The organism is Solibacillus sp., from assembly GCF_040273735.1.
Classification (GTDB): domain Bacteria; phylum Bacillota; class Bacilli; order Bacillales_A; family Planococcaceae; genus Solibacillus.
The window spans coordinates 80836-99075 of sequence record NZ_JBELZM010000004.1; the positions used below are offsets into that span (position 1 = coordinate 80836).

Genomic DNA, 18240 nt, shown 5'->3' on the forward strand with positions numbered 1-18240 from the left:
ACAACCCCTGTCCCGACCAGTTTCGTTGTAAGCGGTGTAAACTTAATGATTAAGTTTGCAATGATACAAAGGATGAGCCCGTACTGCAAAAAGAACATCCAATAGCTGCCGAGCACCGAAAGTGGCGTTAACAGTGGATGAAGCTTTCCTATAAAATAACCGTATGATATGAGAAACAGCACTGTCCAATAAACAATCGGCCAGCGAAACTGCTGAATCGACAACAGCCATGCTCTAAAATTCCATCCAAGATAAAATGTAAGACCACTATATATCGCTAATGCTGCTATGCCTAAAAGTATACGCATTGTAATGTCGCTCCTAACTTATTTTGTCAACTGCAATGTTGCTATTTTACTATATTTTGTGTATATGGCGTTAGTCAATAAGCTTTTTAAATGTGGGGAGAGGGGCTTCGTTTGCCGTTTTCTAATAAAATCGTTTTTTTCTAATATGGCGTTCACTTGTTCTAATATAAACGGGACCTTCTAATATTCTCGCCCGTTTTTCTAATATGTAGGTGAACTTTTCAAATAATCGTTCGGAATCTTCAAATACCGCACCTACTTCTTCTAATAAAAACCTTTTTCTTCTAATAATCCCCGCCTGACACTCACGCGCCACCAAAACAAAAAACTACAGCAAGGCACACTCCCCCTCGCTGTAGTTTACTCATTAATTATCTATTGGAATACTAACCGTCACTTTAAACAGATCCCCATCAACTGCGATTTCCAATTGGCCGTCATGCAAATCAACAATTGACTGCGCAATCGCTAGCCCTAGCCCTGAGCCTTCTGTATGACGTGATGTATCAGCACGTTTGAAACGCTCTATTAATTGGGATGCTTCCTCGTTCAGCTCGTATTTCGCTACATTTTTTACAGTCAATTCCGCATTGCCTTCATGCGACTTCAAATTGACGTAAACACGTGTGCCTTCCAATGAATATTTCCGTGCGTTAATAATTAAGTTATCAATTACACGCCACCACTTTTGCCCGTCCACCCTAGCATAAATCGGCTGATCCGCAATATTGATACGTAAATCCAAATTGGCTGCTGCAAAGTCTTCTCCATGCTCACCGACCGCCTGCTGCAACAGTTGTGCTAAGTCGATGCGCTGTTTCGTAATTTCTACATTGCCGCTTGCCATTTTCGATACTTCAAATAAATCTTCAATTAATGTTTTTAAACGATTCGATTTCGCATCTAAAATTTCGATATATTTTTTTCGCTCTTCCTCTGTGATCGATGGATTTTTCAATAAATCCGTATACGTAATAATCGATGTGAGCGGTGTACGCAAATCATGGCTGACATTCGTAATCAGCTCTGTTTTCATCTGTTCACTTTTTGCCTGTTCATTCATGCTATTGCGAACACCTTCACGAAGCCCATTTAAATTTTCGGCATGTCTCGCTAACGGAGATTTCCCCTTCACTTTTAAATCCTTTGTAAGACGGCCATGCGCCATGTTCTCAGTATGCTGCATAATACGGTTCAGGTAGCCCATACGACGCATAAAAATGTAAAGTACCGGAATGAAGAACACTACAAATAAAAACATATAAAACAGGAAAACACCGAAACTGCCTGCTGTCATAACAACGGCAAATCCAAAGCCCCCAAGGAAAACAACAAAAAGCAATATTAGTGACTGCATCCCGATTGAACGATTTTCAAACATTGAGATGGCACCATCTACAAACTTCGCCGTAAATGTCTCCGGCCAGATTTTCTCCACATCACGTTGCCCTTTTAAACTTACCCATATCGAAACAACCATAAAGACGATTGCAACAATAAGCGCAAAACTGATAACGCCTGTCACGATAAAATCCGTAAGAAAACCCGAACGATTATCCGTATAGTGATAAATTAGCGTCTGGATGGATCTTGTAAAAGAACCATTAAATAAAAATACAAAGTATGTTGCAATAAGAGTTGCTACGATTCGAATATCAATAGGGAAACGTTCAAATAGTTCACGTAGCTGAAACTTACGATTGAATTGCTCAAGCGTTGGTTTTAAAGAAGTCATCAATAAAACGAAACTGATTATCCCCCCAAGAATAATGCCGTAATATACATATTTCGTAATGATAAACGCACTTTTTTCATTGCTTATATGAGTGTTTGCGATCCAACTAACCGGCACTGTTACAACACCCGAAATATCCGATAAATCCTGCTCAAGTGTATAGCTATCTTGCAGAACCCCCATGTTATCATACTCATAATAATTAAGCGGATAGATACCTGAGAGGTTTTTTCCTACATTGTTAACTGTTTTTTTAAAGACACTCTTTTCACTAATATCGCCATTACGGTAAACTTCTCCGGTTTTTTCATCTTTAAATTCATAAGCAAAGTGATTGTATTTGCTCAAAACTTCTTTCTTTTCTCTTTCAATTTCTTTTAGCTTCTGCTGAATTGCTTTTTCCTTAATTACTAGTATTTTTTCTTTTACATACTCATCATCTTCAAAGTTTTTCTTAATGTCGGCAATTTTGGCATCACGTTCTTGTTCAATTGCCTCGATTACTTCCTGATCTTGTGTTGCATTTATTTCGCTTGAATACTGCTCTTTAATATTTTGAATTTGCTCAGCAAGGGAGCCGTAATATGTACGGTAACCGTCCATTTCCTCATCCGATACTGTTAAAGCCCCTTTAAATTCCTCTTCCGTCGGCGTGTTAAACACATATTGCGAGAACTCGTATACTAAGTTCTCTGCCTCGTTGTTATAGTTTTGCGAATCATAAAAAGTTTTTCCTAAATAACGACCGCCATTAGTAAAAATTAAACTGACTGCAGTTGCTACCATAAATATAAGAAAAAGCTGGAGGTATAATTTATTATTTTTCATTTTTCTTCCTCCTCACTTAATTATAAAAAATATAGAAATTGCTTTACTAAAGGTACAAAACGCCCTGTCAAATAGTCGATAAAATATGTCCCGAGAAAATAAAAACCGAATGCCGCGCCGAGTGCTCCAACCCAAGAGAGAATTTTACTTTTCAATTTTATAACCCAATCCCCAAACTACTTTTAAATAACGGGGATTTTTCGGATCTGCTTCAATTTTTTCTCGGATTTTACGAATATGCACGGCAACAATATTTTCGGCATTATAAGCGGGTTCATTCCATACGAGTTCATAAATATCGCTGATCGAATAGACGCGCCCCGCATTCTTTAATAGAAGTTCGGTTATTTTATACTCAGTCGGTGTCAGTTTGACAGGCTCTCCGTCCACACGGATTTCCCGTGCCGCAGCATCAAGCTCAAGTCCTTCAACAAGCGGAGCGGATTCCCCTACCGTGCCGAGGTTCACATAGCGTCTTAGCTGTGACTTTACGCGTGCCATCAGTTCAAGCGGGTGGAACGGCTTTGTAATATAATCGTCCGCCCCTACTGAAAGCCCGTGGATCTTATCGGTTTGTTCCGCCTTTGCACTGAGCATAATGATCGGGATATTGCGTTCTGCACGAATTTTGAATGTGGCGGTAATCCCGTCCATATTCGGCATCATAATGTCTAAAATAATGCAGTGTACTTCGTTTTGTTCAAGCAGTTTGATTGCCTCAAGCCCGTCTGCTGCTTTTAACACCCGGTAGCCTTCGTTTTTCAAATAAATTTCTATGCCGTCCCGGATGTCCTGATCGTCATCTGTTACGAGCACCGTCAGCTGATTCATCTTGCTCACCTCACAACTTTTTCTTATAAGTTTATAATAAAGCCCATTTCTTAACATCTCACTACTGTAAATCTGAAGAAATTCTTAAGATTTCTTTTTTAAATTAAAAGAAATTCCACTTTATATACGATTTTTTCTACTTTCCCTGCGTTAGATTCTACTTTTCATTTAAAAAGTTCAACTTCTCACACAGAACTTTCAACTTTATGGACAGTTTGTTCCACTTTCACCGTGTACTTATGCCAATAAAAAAACTGCCTCCTATGAAGCAGCTTTCTTTGTGCCGAATGTTAGCACAACTATTCCACCTAATAGTAAACTAACACCGAGCCATGCAACAAATGTTAAATGTTCTCCTACTAAAAACACTCCGAGTAATGCCGCTGTTAAAGGTTCGGCTAAGCTCAATGTCACTGCGGCTGACGAACTGATTTTCTTTAAGCCGCCTAAAAATAATATGTATGCCAAACTTGTAGCGGCAAGTGCCATAAAAAGAATCGGCCAAATATTTACGCCTTCTGTCAGCCACCCAAAACCATCTTTTGCTGCGAGCGGCAGCAAAAACAATGCGCAGATGGAAAAGGTCATTGCTACAGCAGGCAATGTTTCTTCCCTTTTCATCAACTGCTTACTCACATTCGTATAAAGCGCAAACATGGAACCTGCAGCCAATGCTAGCCCAATACCGAGCGGGTTAATCGCCGTCTCACCTTGATTCATAAACAACAGCAGGCAGCCGACAATGGCGAGCACTGTCGCTATTAACCATACGAGGGTTGGCCGGACTTTCCAAAAGATCCACTCTATGAATCCCGCAAATACTGGCGCACTTCCTATTGTCACAACCGTCCCTACAGCAACTCCTGTAAAGCGGACAGATGTGAAAAACAGACTTTGGAATAAAGCAATTGCGATTGCCGCTAAAATGGTCCACTTCCATGACCAGTTACGGAATGAAATTTTCCGCATTAAAAGAACTGCCAGCAGCAACACCCCGCCGCCAATACCCGACCTTACACCCGCTACCGCAAAAGAAGAAATCCCTTCCGATAAAAAGGTTTGTGTTGTTCCAACCGTCCCCCAAAGCATTGCGGCCAGCAGCACAAACAGATACGGTAAAATATTCACATCCCACACCCCATTTAATTATATTAATTATGCTATCATACGTTGTAAGTCTATTCGAGATGAAGTTTTATTAAAATCGTTTTATAATAAGGTTAACTAAAACTAAAAAGGAGGCATCATGATGTATAAAACGGTAGAACAAACTGCAGCAGATATAGGCATGCCTGAACATCAGGTTTTACAGTACATTTATGCTGGTCGCATTAAAGCAGTGCATGATGGTGAACACTTTTTAATTAATAGTGCGCAATTTGATACGTACCATCAGCAACTCGAACGAATTAAAGAAGAGATCGAAATCTGGAAGAACACACCGATTCCCGAAGATGTCGATATAAAGGATGAAGACTAAAAGAAAAGAAGCGAATTCGTTCATCGAGTTCGCTTCTTTTTTAATCTCTTCTTATTATATAGTGACTGTAAATCCCGCACGTTTACCGATAATTTCAGCGTAATCCTCTACCATTACACTTGCAGTCGGATACATCCCCGCTCCAGGCCCAATTACTGATAAAGTTCCGATGTAGTTTGTCTCCATCGTCACTGCATTGAACACATCGTCTACCGGATAAAGCGGATGTTCATTGTTCACTAGTAGTGGTGCCACTTTTGCCTGAATTGTACCGTCTTCGAGTTTTTCCACTTCCGCCACATGACGATAGCGAAGACCTTGTGCTGTTGCTTCCGCTACTTGCTCTGATGAGATTGTATCGATGCCGATCACTTCAACATCTGCCCAATTTGGCTGTTCTCCAAATGCAAGGCTCGATAAAATCATAAGCTTTTTAAATGCGTCCTGACCCGATACATCATTAAATGGATCTGCTTCAGCATAGCCTAATTGCTGCGCTTCTTTTAACGCTTGTTCAAAGCTCCAGCCTTCCGCACGCATCTTTGTTAAAATATAGTTTGTCGTTCCATTTAAAATTCCTTGAACACAGCTTACTTCGTTGACAAGGAGAATATTTTTCATTGTTTTAATAATCGGCACGCCACCTGCTACCGTTGCCTCGAAGCCTACGAAAACACCATTTACTTTAGCCAATGCTTCGAGCTCCTCGCCACGTTTTGCAAGCATTACTTTATTCGCTGTTATGACATGGCATTTTGCCTCAATAGCGCGCTTTAAGTAAGTGAATGCCGGCTCTTCATTTACAATCGCTTCAAATACAACTTGCAGATTACTTTCCGCCAGTACGTCATCAATTGATTCCGTCATTAAATGTTTTGTGCCCGGTACACGCTCACGGCTTGCATCGGTTACTAAAATCTTCGCGACCTCCAGTTCAACACCTAGCTTTTCGCGAAGCTCCTGCCTCTTTTCATTTAAAATATGGTAAATTCCCTGACCTACTGTGCCAAATCCTAAGATCGCTGCCTTGATTGTTGCCATTGCCTTTCTCCTCCAAATTCTTAACACACATATATTAACGAATAATTCAAAAAATTTATCTTAAAGAAAATTCTATCCTATATAATACATGAAAACAAGGGAAATCTCGCCTAGAAGGACATTTGTTTACTGTAAACGGTCAATATTCATCCAAATTTTATTTTTTAAGAGCTAATTTAGGGACCGTGGCTTAAATATTTCCAGTCACTTCTTGTTTTTTGGGGTTATTTAGTGAGAGAGTTTTGTTATTTTCTAATATATTCGGAAATCATCTAATATATTTTAAAATGTTCTAATAAAATTGCGATCTTCTAATATAACCGTTCAATGTTCTAAAATGGGGCCGGAATGTGCTAATATCTTGGCTCAATTTTCTAATATCACTTACACTTCTTCTAATATTACACATCATTGTTCTAATAAAAACGTCAACACCAGTTTCGCACACGTTTCTTGCTTGAAAAGAATCGTACCCAAACCCTAAGTTCACCCAAATTCTAATAACATCACCATTTCTTCTAATATCCCCAAAACTTGCTCTAATAACCGTCTTCATTCTTTTCTAATAAAACGCCATACTCCGTACAAGAAGTCGTCAAAAAATAAAAAAACACTAGCAAGGGGGCTCGCTAGTGTTCCGGAATTATTTTATACTGCCACGCTAATATCATTATATGTCCGTAAACGATAGGCAGTTAAAATCTTGGTCATGACGATTTCCTCTTTTGCGGAGTAGTCAGGGATCGCATATGGGCGCTCCACTAACTGAAATTCACCATATTTTAAGAACCACTCTCTGGCTGGCGATAAAATATGGGCTGTACCATGAATCTTGTATTCCTCGGCAACTTCTTTTACAACATAACCCGCTGTGGCAAGATCGTGAGCTTGTTCTGAGAAAGCACTGTGTCCAAAAACATACTGCCACATAGTATTTACATCTGCCAAAATTCGCTGGATAGCGCAAGCGTTCACAAATTCCTTTACGTCATTTAGTTCATAAATAATATAGGCTGCAACGTTCTGTGCACTGTATACTTTCCCCATGTTGAACAACTCCTTTTCTTCCAATGATGCTGCAACATCACTTCTAAATTTTTCCGGTTGGTAATTTTATTATCCCAATTGTATTACTTGGTATTTAATTTGTCAATAAAACTTATAAAAATAGTAGGGATTAATTTTCTGAAAATTGCTTAGCTTCTCGAATGGGAAAAGCTAAGCCTTTTTTATAGTTTTTTATGCGTTCGTTTCTACGCCTACTTCAGCCGCAACTTTCGCTAATGCCTGTTCTAAATCCGCGATAATATCTTCTGCTGCTTCTAACCCGATCGATAAGCGAATGAGCTCTTCCGATACGCCGGCAGTTTTTAATTCTTCAGCAGATAACTGTTGGTGCGTTGTGCTCGCAGGATGGATAATCAATGAACGGGCATCCCCAACGTTGGCTACATGCGAGAATAATTCCACGTTATCAATTACTTGGCGCCCTGCTTCACGTCCCCCTTTAATACCGAACGTAATGATTGATCCGAAGCCGTTTTTCAAATATTTTTTCGCTAAATCATGTGTCTCAAAATCTTCAAAGCCGTTGTAATTTACGTATTCCACAAATGGGTGGTTTCTTAAATACTCGGCAACTTTTTGTGTGTTTTCATTGTGACGGACAATACGCAAATGAAGCGTTTCAAGTCCTTGCAGGAAGTTAAATGCAGCGTCAGCAGATAATGTTGGACCAAAATCTCGCAATAGTTGAACACGAAGCTTTGTCGCAAATGCAGCGCCTGCTGTGTCAATTCCGTAGCGTAGACCATGGTAAGAAGTATCCGGTTCCGTAAATCCTGGATGTCTTCCTTGTGTCCAGTCGAACTTCCCGGCATCAACGACAATCCCGCCGATTGTCGTTCCATGACCGCCAATCCACTTTGTTGCAGAATGAATGACAACATCCGCGCCGAATTCAATCGGATTACTTCCGTATGGGGAAGCAAATGTGCTGTCTATTAATAAAGGAAGACCATTGTCATGAGCGATGTTCGCTACCGCTTCAATATCGAGTACTTTCAAGCTTGGATTTCCGATTATTTCTGCGAAGATCGCCTTCGTTTTATCAGTGATTGCCGCTTGGAAGTTTGCAGGATCTGATTCATCCACAAACTTTACTGTAATGCCGTAGCGAGGCAATGTAGTTGCGAATAAATTGTATGTCCCTCCGTAAAGAGAACCTGCCGCAACAATCTCATCTCCTGCACCGGCAACGTTTAAAATAGAAAATGCTACTGCTGCTGCGCCAGATGAAAGCCCTACTGCAGCAGTACCCCCTTCTAATAAAGCAACCCGTTCTTCAAATGCCCCGACTGTCGGGTTCATAATACGAGAATAAATATTGCCTGTTTCCTGTAATGCAAAAAGACGTTGCGCATGAGCTGTGTCGTTAAATGCATAGGCCGTTGTACGGTAAACCGGGACTGCGATTGCTCCTGTTTCCGGGTCTGGCTTTTGACCCCCGTGTAATAATAGTGTTTCAGGTCTTAAATTTGTCATTTTATTACCCCCAAAAATTTAATCGATGGTGAAATCGGTGTTTTTTGAGGAGGATTTTTTAAATGAAAAAAACCCTCTTCAGTTAAGAAGAGGGTTGCGCATGAGCAAGTTTGCCTCCTCTTATCTTTCAAAATGATTGTCCATTTTGTAGGATTTAGCACCTTAGTCAGTTCATCACTTACTGGTTGCCGGGCATCTCAGGGCCTATTCCCTCCGCCGCTCTTGATAAGAGTTATGTGATTTGTGTTCCATCGTTGAGTCTCAGTATAAAACATACTAATCCGATATGTCAACACAAAAAAATTAAAATTTTCAGATTTATATTCTGATTACTCTTATCTGTATATAACGATATGCAAAAATCCCCTTCCTATGAATTTGAACAGACGCTAATAATCGACTTCAAGTAAAATATTGGCTAAAATAAGTTTGAAGGATAAACAATTAAGTTTTTATTACATAAAAGGGAGATGTTCACGTGAATACTAAAGAATTATTACGCAGTCATACATCTGTTCGTAAATATACAGGTGAGGAAATTTCAAAAGAAACTGTCATCGATTTAATCGAAACAGCACAAATGGCGGCAAGTTCGCATTTTGTTCAGGCATACAGTGTCATTTGGGTAACGGATGAAGAAAAGAAATCGAAGCTTGGTGAACTGTCTAAAAACGAATTTCAGTTTAAAACAGCGGGTGCCTCTTTCTTGTTTTGCGTAGATTTTAAACGTTTGCTGGTAGCTGGTCAAAAGCACGGGGTTGATATTTCTGCTGACACAGCTGAAAACGTGCTTGTAGGGGTAGCAGATGTTGCGTTATTTGCCCAAAACTTCGTTATTGCAGCTGAATCAATGGGTTACGGCATTTGCTATATCGGTGGTGCCCGTACAAATCCTAAGGAAATCAGCGAGCTGTTTAATTTACCGGAGTACGTTTTCCCGTTATTTGCCATGACAATTGGTACACCGACAAAACGCAATGAAACAAAACCACGTTTACCGGTAGCTGCAGTATTGCATGAAAATGGTTATGACGTTGATAAATACGAGACGCTTCTAGATGAGTACGATGGAATTATGGAAGACTATTACAGCAGCCGTTCTTCGAATCAGAAGACTGCAACATGGACGAAACAAATGGCTGATTACTTGGTTGAACAAAACCGTCCGCATATTAAAGACTTCCTCGCTTCACAGGGCTTTACTTGGAAGTAAGGTAATAAACCAAAAAAGCTATTTTTCTCTGTGAGAAAAATAGCTTTTTTTGCTGTGCGGTAAAAATTGATTTCCATTCCGGGACGCTTTCCGCGGGCACGGCCTGAGCCTGTAGTCTCAGGCGTCGTGCTTTTCCCGCTGGAGTCGCCCTACATTCCAATCAATTTTACAAAGTATCCGTTTCTTAATAAGGGTTTGCCTCTTATCCAACGGTACTTCTACTTCTGCCCAAATTTCTTTATTTGTTTATTTCAATCCTTCAATCTGCAATGCTTTTACAGGCTGGAAATCTTCTCCTGTTTTCGCATACGTAATCGTCGCCTGGTCACCTTCCTGCAAGTAGATCGCAAACGGTGCAACTTCTGTAGAAACGATAAAGTTTTCACCTGTGTTCGCAAGGAATGAAACGATTGTGAAATCACCTACACGCTCTTTATAAACACGCACTACTTTTACCGTCGCCTTAGCCTCTTCGGCATTCGAAGTACCGTCTACTGTACTTCCGCCACGGCTTAGCGCTGTTTTATAAAGCCTTAGCGCTTCATTTGGTGTTGTACCAAATGCCGAAATTTCGGGGTTTGCTGCAGACACGATGAAGTAATTTTGCAGGAATCCGTTCGCATCAAGCACAGCCGACAGCCAACTCGCTTCACCATAGAAGTTGTATAGGATCGGCATTTCGCCTTCCCATTCTTTTTCAATGAATTTTTTCTCGATAATTTCAAGAGCCCCTTGCGAATCCATATAAGACTCTTCCAGATTTCCGGTATAGTACGTTGCTTCACCAGTACGTGCATGTGTTAATGCATAACCAAGCATCGAGTCAACGCCCTCTTTTGGACTTGTAAAATCAGTGAAATAATACATTTCCCCGTCTTCCATAAAGATCGGGCTTACATTTGCTTCCGTCCCTTCATCACTCGGCAACTTAACATCCTTTTTGCCGACAAGACTATTCCAGAAACCGTGTACATAGTTACCGTAATAACTGTTTTGCAGACTTACTGCTTCCGGTGATACAGCACCGTCAATAAATGCCGGTACATCTGCAATCGCAATTTTCTCTGTTGCACCTGTCTCCGCGTCTACAAGCACAACCCCTTTTACATCAAAGCCGTTACGTGCCGAAATAAATTCACCGTAAGAACGGATGTAATATGGCTTTCCGTCTTCATCAATTTCCAGCTGTGGATCTCCATAGAAAATTAATGATGGATTTTGAAGACGAATATGACGCTCCAGATTTTTATTTAAATAAGCAGATGGAACATAGCTCATTTCAGCTTTTACAAACTTCGGATTATCGCTAGAGTCTGTCGCACTCATCGTGAAATAACCAGGTGTTGTTTTTCCGTTAAACCACTTAAAGAATCCTGAAAACTCTACAGGTGCAATGTAAACATACTGATCATTTACTTTTTGTATTTGCAGGTTTCCTAATTCATAGTAGCTCGTGTTGGGCACCTGTCCAAACGCTTTTTTCATTTTATTTTTAGCGAATTTAGGCGGTACACTTGCCGGTGTTTTCGTCTCATCGAACGGCGAAATTTCCGTCTTTTCCTTCATCTCTGAAGACTTGTATTTTTCATCTGCATTTAAAAATGGCGCACTTACTAAATAACCGATTCCAATAATGCTTACAAGCACAATGGCCGATTTAATTTTTTGCTCCTTGCCAACAGCAAATATTGCCCCAATAATCGCTACAACAGGTATTACGTATAAGAAAATCGTCCAGCTTAGATCGATTTTAGAAATATATACAGTTAAAAATACAGAAATAAAACTTACTATAAATGTTGTAATAAATAAGCTTGTAAATGTTTTTGATGAAAGCTCCTTATTGCGAACCTTTTTTGATAACGGCATTAATAATAATGTGATCAAAAGTGATCCAATTGCCGTTATTAGCAATAATTGTCCCATAACAATCACCCTCTCTTACTTACTATGTACGAATAACCTTTCAAAAAGATTCATAAACAAGTAAAACTGCATAATTTCTGGCATAATAGAGCATATATTGCATTTTTATAAAATCATAGTTTGGTTATTTGGTAATTATATATAAACATTTTTACTTAGGGGGTTAATAGATGGCACGTAAAGTTCTGATTTTACTGTTCTTCGGGCTGGGTTTGTACTATGTATTCTTTTTTGAAACGATCGATAGTTCGTTAAAAATGGTCTTTAAACTTTTGCCAATGATTTTGCTTATAGCACTTGCATTTTTATCGAAAGTACATGTGAAATCTCCGTATTATTGGCTTATCTCCATTGGTTTAATTTTCTGTGCGGTTGGCGACTATACATTGCAGTGGTTCATCGTTGGACTGATCTTTTTCCTGATCGGTCATATTTTCTATATTTTTGCTTTCCGTTCAACAAATCAGCAGAATACACCACTGTATGTAAAAATTATTTTAGCTTTATACGGTACGCTTATGATGTTCTGGATTGCGGGAAGCCTGCAGCAAAAAGGAGACACTGTACTTGCTATTGCAGTGACCGCTTATATTTTCGTTATTTTAACGATGGGATGGACATCTTTCCGAACAGGCAGTAAGTTTGCTGTAATCGGCGCCATCCTCTTTATCATGTCGGATTCGGTATTGGCTATTAACCGCTTTATGTTTGATGTTCCCTATTCCCATATCCTGATCATGTTCACGTATTACGGCGCACAGTTTTTCCTCATGCTGAGTATATTTGATTATGACAAAATTAGTTCAAAAACCGAAATAAAAAGTGTAGAATAAAAGCAATAAGTATTAGGAGGTCTTTTTCGTATGAAAGAGAAAGTAATTGAACGTTTAGTACGCTATGCAAAAATTGATACACAATCAGATTTCAACTCTGACACAACCCCTTCAACAATGAAGCAATTCGATTTATTACATGTATTAAAAGATGAATTGGCAGAAATCGGTTTAACAGATATTACGCTGGACGAAAACGGCTACCTTTTTGCAACAATTGAATCAAATACAGACAAAGACGTACCGACACTTGGCTTTTTGGCGCATGTTGATACGACATCTGATTACACAGGAACAAATGTACAGCCTCAGCGTATCGATAACTATGACGGTGAAGCGATTACATTAAAAAATGGTTTAGTAATGGCTCCGGATTACTTCCCGAACTTAAAAAACTATGTTGGCCAAACGTTAATTACGACAGACGGCAATACATTGCTTGGTGCGGATGATAAAGCCGGCATCGCTGAAATTATGACGGCGATGGAATACTTAGTTAACAATCCGGAAATCAAGCACGGAAAAATCCGTGTAGCATTTACACCGGACGAAGAAATCGGGCGCGGTCCGCACAAGTTTGATGTCGAGAAATTCGGTGCGGATTATGCGTACACAATGGATGGCGGTCCGCTTGGCGAGTTACAATTTGAAAGCTTTAATGCAGCTGGCGTAAAAGTAACGACACGCGGCACGAACATCCACCCGGGTTCTGCAAAAAATAAAATGGTGAACTCGATTACAATGGCAATTGAATTCCAAAACGAAATGCCTAAAGAAGCGGTTCCTGAAAAAACGGACGGCTATGAAGGCTTTATTCACTTAATGCATTTCAACGGTGGAATTGAAGAAACAACAATGTCATACATTATTCGTGACCATGACCGCGCTAAATTCGAAGAGAAAAAAGCGTATATGGCAAAGGTCGGCAAAGAGTTACAGGCAAAATACGGTGAAGAAGCAATTACTGTAGCGATCGAGGATCAATATTACAATATGGGCGAAAAAATCGAGCCTGTTATGGAAATCGTCGATATCGTAAAAGAAGCGTTTGCCAAGTTTAACATTACACCGATTGTAGAGCCAATCCGCGGCGGTACTGACGGTTCCCAGCTTTCATATATGGGCTTGCCGACACCGAATATTTTTGCGGGCGGCGAAAATATGCATGGTAAATATGAATTTGTATCAGCTGAAACGATGGAAAAAGCGACGGAAGTCATTATCGAAATGGTTCAGTTGTTTGAAAAACGTTAATACAAAACGGAAAATTTTGAATGGGGCGATTACTTTCGCTCCATTTTTTTGTATACTTAATAGACAGAAAATTCAATACAATCAAGTGAGGTGTGTGATGAAGGAAATACTGATTGGCATTTTAGCGGCCTTATTTTTTGCGGTTACATTTGTATTGAACCATTCAATGGAATTGGAAGGCGGCAGCTGGCTATGGAGTTCTTCCCTCCGCTACTTCTTTATGCTCCCCTTTCTCATTGCCATTGTCGCCATTCGAGGAAAAGGCGGATTTCGTATTTTAACGAATGAAATGAAAGATCATCCAGGTGCATGGCTCGTTTGGAGCTTTGTCGGGTTCGTATTATTTTATGCGCCGCTTACATTTGCTGCGGCATTCGGTCCAGGCTGGCTCGTATCAGGTACATGGCAGTTTACAATTGTAGCAGGTGTTTTGTTAGCTCCGCTATTTATTACGACTGTCTCTGGAAAAGACATCAGGGCAAAAATCCCGCTTATTTCACTTGGTATCTCGGGCATTATCTTATTCGGGATTTTGCTTATTCAAATCCCGCAGGCACAGTCAGTTTCTATGAAAAGCCTGCTTTTCGGCATACTGCCAGTGATCATTGCGGCATTTGCCTACCCGCTCGGCAATCGGAAAATGATGGAATTATGCAAGGGAAGGGTCGACCCGTTTCAACGTGTTCTAGGCATGACAATCGCTTCCTTGCCGGCATGGATCTTACTCGCAACCTATGCAATGTTTACTGTCGGCCTGCCGTCTGCGAGCCAAGTGTACCAATCACTGCTTGTTGCTGTTTCTTCCGGTGTCATTGCGACAATACTTTTCTTTATCGCAACAGACCGTGTGCGCCATGATCAAGGAAAGCTGGCAGCCGTTGAAGCAACACAATCTACAGAAGTTCTTTTTGCGATGGTCGGTGAAATGATTTTACTAAGTGTACCGCTCCCGCAGCCGATCGCTTTAATCGGACTGACGGTCATTATTATCGGCATGCTGCTACATAGCTATCACACAGTACTAATGAATAAAAGATTACAAGCAGCAAATGAAAAAGGGTAGCGACATTTTGTCACTACCCTTTTTGCTACATTCCCCACTGCCAAATGCCAGTCGGATCTTTATACATTTTAAACACATATTCACCTACAGCTTCACGGTCATACTGGTAGCGTATTTCCACTTCTGTATCGGATAAATACGTAACATTTCGGTAAGACGCTTCCAAAAACAGCTCGCCTAAACGGTTCGAATGTGTAAATGGAATATCACTTGCTGATAATCTTTCACTAATTGACCCATCTCCAAAAATTTGATCATACAAATAAAGATCAAAATATTGTTCTGGTGTATAGTCATTTTCTAAATCAAAGTAAATTGATGCTGTTGTACTTTGCTCTGCCAATGCTACGACTTCCCCGTAAATTTTATGCACAGCGGTAATTGTACCTGCCTGCATTGTATTTTCTGCCGGGAAATGATTCACCAAAAAGTATTCACGCGCATTTAATAACTGATCGTAGCCTCCTGCAATCGTATTGCCTTTTTCCTCATACAATTCCTTTAAATCCGATCTTACAGGCTTCCCATTTACCGTTAGCTTGCCGTCCTGCAAAACGACACGGTCTCCCGGTACTGCGACTACTTCATAATAGGCGTTTTCGTATATTGGTAAATGACTGCTCGTATTAGTCATCGTTCGTACTACATCGCCAGTTTCGTAAACGGCTTCATCAAATAAATTTTCCTGACGTTCTATCACTGTATGGTAAAGTCCCTTTTTCCCTGCAAGTGTAAAGGTTTCTTTATCTACATATTGTAAATCCGATAACTGTTCCAGCACTGGTAGCTGTGCAAAGGAATCATAATCGATTGCTGATAATTGCTTCTTTTTTTGAAGAGTAGCAATTTCCGCTAAATCATCAAGCGGATCATAAGGGGCACCCCGCCCTTCATTTCCCGAAATTTGCGTAAAAGGAACGGCTGTCATAATTAGAAATACCGCAACTGCTGCAACAGCTGCCGTCACTAATTGAACATGCCATGAACGTTTCTGTTTTCGGGGGGGCGGAGTCAATTCGGATTTCACACGCTGCTTAATACGACTTTCCTGCAAGCTTGTATCACCCATCATTTCATCCAGTTGTTTTTTAAATGGATCCATGCGTCATTCCTCCAATCCCTCTTCGCTAAAAAACTCTTTCAATTGTTGCTTTGCTCGACGCAAACGTGTTTTCACCGTATTTTCATTCAGCTGTAAATACAGTGCAATATCGGCAATGGATTGTTCGTCATAATAAAATAAAATGAGCGGCTCACGATATTTCAGTGGTAGCTGGAATAACTTCTGTTCAAGTGATGCAAGCTGCTCTTTTTGTATAACTTCTTCGTCCGTACCTTTTGTTTGAGCAAAGATCGTTTCAAAAACGACATCCTTTTTATGCTTCCATGAGCGTAAATAATCTTTTGCGCGATTGGCAGTCATTTTTGTTAAATACGTTTTCAATGACGACTCATTGCGAAACTGGTCGCTCTTTTGAAAGTATGTTACAAACACTTCCTGTACGATGTCCTCGGCGGTAGCCCAATTTTTAACGTACAAATAAGCGATGCGTACTAAATAACGCGTGTGCTCATCAACAATTGCATCAAATTCTCTCATGTAACGATTAACACCTTCTTATATCCTTAAGACCAGTCCACCCCCTTTACAAAGGACGTGAACTGTTCAAATGTTTTATTTTCCGTCATGCCGAAACGATTGACCTCATAATTTGATTGCTGCATATTAGCATAGCCTTCATTAGTCGTAAAACCGATTAACAGTCCTACTTCCTTCATCGCTGCAATCATATCTTCGTCGTAATGACCAAATGGATACGCTAAAGAAGTGGCATTTGACAGCATATTAACATTTTGCTGCAAATCCATCGCAATATCAGCAGACGACAGTTCTAATGCGATTCCTGCCCCATTGCTGAACTGATGCAAGTTATGTGTATGCGCTTCGTATTGAAACACATCCGTCACTTGCTGCATCTCTTCGGCTGTGAAAAATTGAAGCGGTCCTTTGGCATCAAAAACTTGTTGACCTTCAGAACGTCCTGTACGAGAAGATATAATATGCTGTACCGCAGAAAATCCATGTTCCTTTAAAATAGGGTAGGCATAGACCTTTGTAGATAACAGACCATCATCAAATGTAATGAGTATTGAATTAACCGGTAAAATTTGGCGACCTTCCAAATAATCATATAGCTGTGTTGTCGAAATTGTTGTAAATTGCTCTTCAGCCAAAAAGGCCATTTGCTGTTCAAATGATTTTACAGAAACCGTACTCGCATTTGTCACCATTTCTTCTTTCGGCAAAATATGATGATACACTAAAACTGGAATTCCTTCATCTATTTCAACTGATGTTTTATGTATATAGCCGGCACGTTCTCCAACTTTGATTACAAACCACTCATCAATTTCCCCCACTATCGGGTAACGAAACCCTTTTGAAAGCTGCAGCAACACACTGCTTGTAAGATCCTTTTCTTCATATACATTTATTTGTTCTGTCGTTTTGATTGAATTCGTTATTTCTGTATTTACTAACGTCTCAAGCGGACGTTTTTCTACAGTGGCACTTCCCTTTTTAATAAAAGCCGAGATTTTCCCGAATCGCAATTCATAATAAAGTTCATCTTCTCCTACGATCGCAAAAGAAGTATTCGGATGTACAGCACCAATCTCCGTGAGTGCATTTCCTTTTATATAAATCGGCTGTTCGTCATTCAGGACTATAACCTTTTCAAATAGATGTGTAGCTTGTTCTATTTGGGTTCCATTTTCTATACCCCCCATATCCTTTTCATTTGCAACTGCACGTTCAATCTTTTCACTTGAACCTCTATATTCAATTGTCAGGAATAGTACGCATACAGCGATAAACCCTACAGCAATTAACTTTTTCATCATTTCCTCCGCCTACATTTTCTATTGAAGCAACGTACAGACGGAGAAATTCAAAATAAGTTTCAAAAAAGTTTTGTAAATTTTTTGCACACAAAAATACCCGTATCTGTAAGCGACACGGGCAATGGGTCTCCCAACAAAGGAAGAAAAACTAGAAGAAAAATATAAAGGGTGAAAAACTCAGTGTCTGACACACAGTCAAACTTACATTCTAAATGAGGGGGTTTAGAACGCTATGGCTGAGCTAACAAACTCCTGGAGAAAAGTTGTTAGCTCAGACTTA

General features: G+C 40.0%; 15 protein-coding genes, 1 pseudogene and 1 riboswitch. Of the genes and pseudogenes, 5 read left to right on the top strand and 11 right to left on the bottom strand.

Annotation, left to right across the window (positions count from 1 at the left end; all coding sequences use genetic code 11):
- The 4 genes and pseudogenes from ABS917_RS05975 to ABS917_RS05990 all read right to left on the bottom strand — a co-directional run.
- Positions 1 to 308 (bottom strand): annotated as a pseudogene (locus ABS917_RS05975) (metallophosphoesterase); the annotation flags it as partial.
- 367 nt (positions 309 to 675) lie between these two features.
- Positions 676 to 2871: a sensor histidine kinase gene (locus tag ABS917_RS05980; RefSeq protein WP_350478146.1), complete on the bottom strand. Its 2196-nt coding sequence runs from the start codon at positions 2869 to 2871 to the stop codon at positions 676 to 678.
- A gap of 144 nt (positions 2872 to 3015) precedes the next feature.
- On the bottom strand, positions 3016 to 3702 hold the full coding sequence (locus tag ABS917_RS05985) for a response regulator transcription factor (protein ID WP_350478147.1): 687 nt from the start codon (positions 3700 to 3702) through the stop codon (positions 3016 to 3018).
- A gap of 261 nt (positions 3703 to 3963) precedes the next feature.
- A complete protein-coding gene (locus tag ABS917_RS05990; protein ID WP_350478148.1) occupies positions 3964 to 4830 on the bottom strand; it encodes a DMT family transporter in 867 nt (288 codons plus the stop codon).
- 121 nt (positions 4831 to 4951) lie between these two features.
- Here ABS917_RS05990 and ABS917_RS05995 point away from each other — a divergent pair, with 121 nt between their 5' ends.
- Positions 4952 to 5182, top strand: coding sequence for a MerR family transcriptional regulator (locus tag ABS917_RS05995; protein ID WP_350478149.1), 231 nt, complete (start codon positions 4952 to 4954; stop codon positions 5180 to 5182).
- A 54-nt stretch (positions 5183 to 5236) separates the two neighbouring features.
- Here the strand turns inward: ABS917_RS05995 and ABS917_RS06000 are convergent, their stop codons facing one another.
- The 3 genes from ABS917_RS06000 to ABS917_RS06010 form a co-directional block, all read right to left on the bottom strand.
- Positions 5237 to 6223, bottom strand: coding sequence for a homoserine dehydrogenase (locus ABS917_RS06000; RefSeq protein ID WP_350478150.1), 987 nt, complete (start codon positions 6221 to 6223; stop codon positions 5237 to 5239).
- Positions 6224 to 6871: 648 nt separating this feature from the next.
- Complete coding sequence (locus ABS917_RS06005; RefSeq protein ID WP_350478271.1) at positions 6872 to 7270, bottom strand: hypothetical protein; 399 nt, start codon at positions 7268 to 7270, stop codon at positions 6872 to 6874.
- A 192-nt stretch (positions 7271 to 7462) separates the two neighbouring features.
- Positions 7463 to 8767, bottom strand: coding sequence for an O-acetylhomoserine aminocarboxypropyltransferase/cysteine synthase family protein (locus ABS917_RS06010; RefSeq protein WP_350478151.1), 1305 nt, complete (start codon positions 8765 to 8767; stop codon positions 7463 to 7465).
- 117 nt (positions 8768 to 8884) lie between these two features.
- Positions 8885 to 8999, bottom strand: a riboswitch (SAM riboswitch).
- Between the two features lie 246 nt (positions 9000 to 9245).
- Between ABS917_RS06010 and nfsA the strand changes: the two genes are divergently transcribed.
- Positions 9246 to 9980 carry an oxygen-insensitive NADPH nitroreductase gene (nfsA, locus tag ABS917_RS06015; RefSeq protein ID WP_350478152.1) on the top strand — a complete coding sequence of 245 codons (735 nt, stop codon included), beginning with the start codon at positions 9246 to 9248 and terminating at the stop codon, positions 9978 to 9980.
- Between the two features lie 246 nt (positions 9981 to 10226).
- Here the strand turns inward: nfsA and ABS917_RS06020 are convergent, their stop codons facing one another.
- On the bottom strand, positions 10227 to 11906 hold the full coding sequence (locus ABS917_RS06020) for a hypothetical protein (RefSeq protein ID WP_350478153.1): 1680 nt from the start codon (positions 11904 to 11906) through the stop codon (positions 10227 to 10229).
- 170 nt (positions 11907 to 12076) lie between these two features.
- Here ABS917_RS06020 and ABS917_RS06025 point away from each other — a divergent pair, with 170 nt between their 5' ends.
- From ABS917_RS06025 to ABS917_RS06035, 3 genes are all read left to right on the top strand, one after another.
- Positions 12077 to 12739 carry a lysoplasmalogenase gene (locus ABS917_RS06025; protein WP_350478154.1) on the top strand — a complete coding sequence of 221 codons (663 nt, stop codon included), beginning with the start codon at positions 12077 to 12079 and terminating at the stop codon, positions 12737 to 12739.
- Between the two features lie 30 nt (positions 12740 to 12769).
- Positions 12770 to 13993: a peptidase T gene (pepT, locus tag ABS917_RS06030; RefSeq protein WP_350478155.1), complete on the top strand. Its 1224-nt coding sequence runs from the start codon at positions 12770 to 12772 to the stop codon at positions 13991 to 13993.
- Positions 13994 to 14090: 97 nt separating this feature from the next.
- The gene (locus tag ABS917_RS06035) at positions 14091 to 15056 is read left to right on the top strand and encodes a DMT family transporter (protein WP_350478156.1); all 966 of its coding nucleotides are present in this window, start codon (positions 14091 to 14093) and stop codon (positions 15054 to 15056) included.
- 25 nt (positions 15057 to 15081) lie between these two features.
- On the opposite strand, the gene ABS917_RS06040 is transcribed toward ABS917_RS06035, so the two are convergent.
- The 3 genes from ABS917_RS06040 to ABS917_RS06050 are packed head-to-tail and all read right to left on the bottom strand — an operon-like array spanning position 15082 to position 17957.
- Positions 15082 to 16158, bottom strand: a complete 1077-nt coding sequence (locus ABS917_RS06040; RefSeq protein WP_350478157.1) for a S26 family signal peptidase — start codon at positions 16156 to 16158, stop codon at positions 15082 to 15084.
- 3 nt (positions 16159 to 16161) lie between these two features.
- Positions 16162 to 16656: a sigma-70 family RNA polymerase sigma factor gene (locus ABS917_RS06045; RefSeq protein WP_350478158.1), complete on the bottom strand. Its 495-nt coding sequence runs from the start codon at positions 16654 to 16656 to the stop codon at positions 16162 to 16164.
- Between the two features lie 26 nt (positions 16657 to 16682).
- Positions 16683 to 17957: a polysaccharide deacetylase family protein gene (locus tag ABS917_RS06050; RefSeq protein WP_350478159.1), complete on the bottom strand. Its 1275-nt coding sequence runs from the start codon at positions 17955 to 17957 to the stop codon at positions 16683 to 16685.
- Positions 17958 to 18240 lie beyond the last annotated feature (283 nt).

What these genes read in the sequence shown, in the direction of transcription:
- ABS917_RS05980 (WP_350478146.1), bottom strand. Translation starts at nt 2,871, where the DNA reads ATGAAAAATAATAAATTATACCTCCAGCTTTTTCTTATATTTATGGTA.
- ABS917_RS05985 (WP_350478147.1), bottom strand. Translation starts at nt 3,702, where the DNA reads ATGAATCAGCTGACGGTGCTCGTAACAGATGACGATCAGGACATCCGG.
- ABS917_RS05995 (WP_350478149.1), top strand. Translation starts at nt 4,952, where the DNA reads ATGTATAAAACGGTAGAACAAACTGCAGCAGATATAGGCATGCCTGAA.
- ABS917_RS06000 (WP_350478150.1), bottom strand. Translation starts at nt 6,223, where the DNA reads ATGGCAACAATCAAGGCAGCGATCTTAGGATTTGGCACAGTAGGTCAG.
- ABS917_RS06005 (WP_350478271.1), bottom strand. Translation starts at nt 7,270, where the DNA reads ATGGGGAAAGTATACAGTGCACAGAACGTTGCAGCCTATATTATTTAT.
- ABS917_RS06010 (WP_350478151.1), bottom strand. Translation starts at nt 8,767, where the DNA reads ATGACAAATTTAAGACCTGAAACACTATTATTACACGGGGGTCAAAAG.
- ABS917_RS06020 (WP_350478153.1), bottom strand. Translation starts at nt 11,906, where the DNA reads ATGGGACAATTATTGCTAATAACGGCAATTGGATCACTTTTGATCACA.
- ABS917_RS06025 (WP_350478154.1), top strand. Translation starts at nt 12,077, where the DNA reads ATGGCACGTAAAGTTCTGATTTTACTGTTCTTCGGGCTGGGTTTGTAC.
- pepT (WP_350478155.1), top strand. Translation starts at nt 12,770, where the DNA reads ATGAAAGAGAAAGTAATTGAACGTTTAGTACGCTATGCAAAAATTGAT.
- ABS917_RS06035 (WP_350478156.1), top strand. Translation starts at nt 14,091, where the DNA reads ATGAAGGAAATACTGATTGGCATTTTAGCGGCCTTATTTTTTGCGGTT.
- ABS917_RS06040 (WP_350478157.1), bottom strand. Translation starts at nt 16,158, where the DNA reads ATGGATCCATTTAAAAAACAACTGGATGAAATGATGGGTGATACAAGC.
- ABS917_RS06045 (WP_350478158.1), bottom strand. Translation starts at nt 16,656, where the DNA reads ATGAGAGAATTTGATGCAATTGTTGATGAGCACACGCGTTATTTAGTA.
- ABS917_RS06050 (WP_350478159.1), bottom strand. Translation starts at nt 17,957, where the DNA reads ATGAAAAAGTTAATTGCTGTAGGGTTTATCGCTGTATGCGTACTATTC.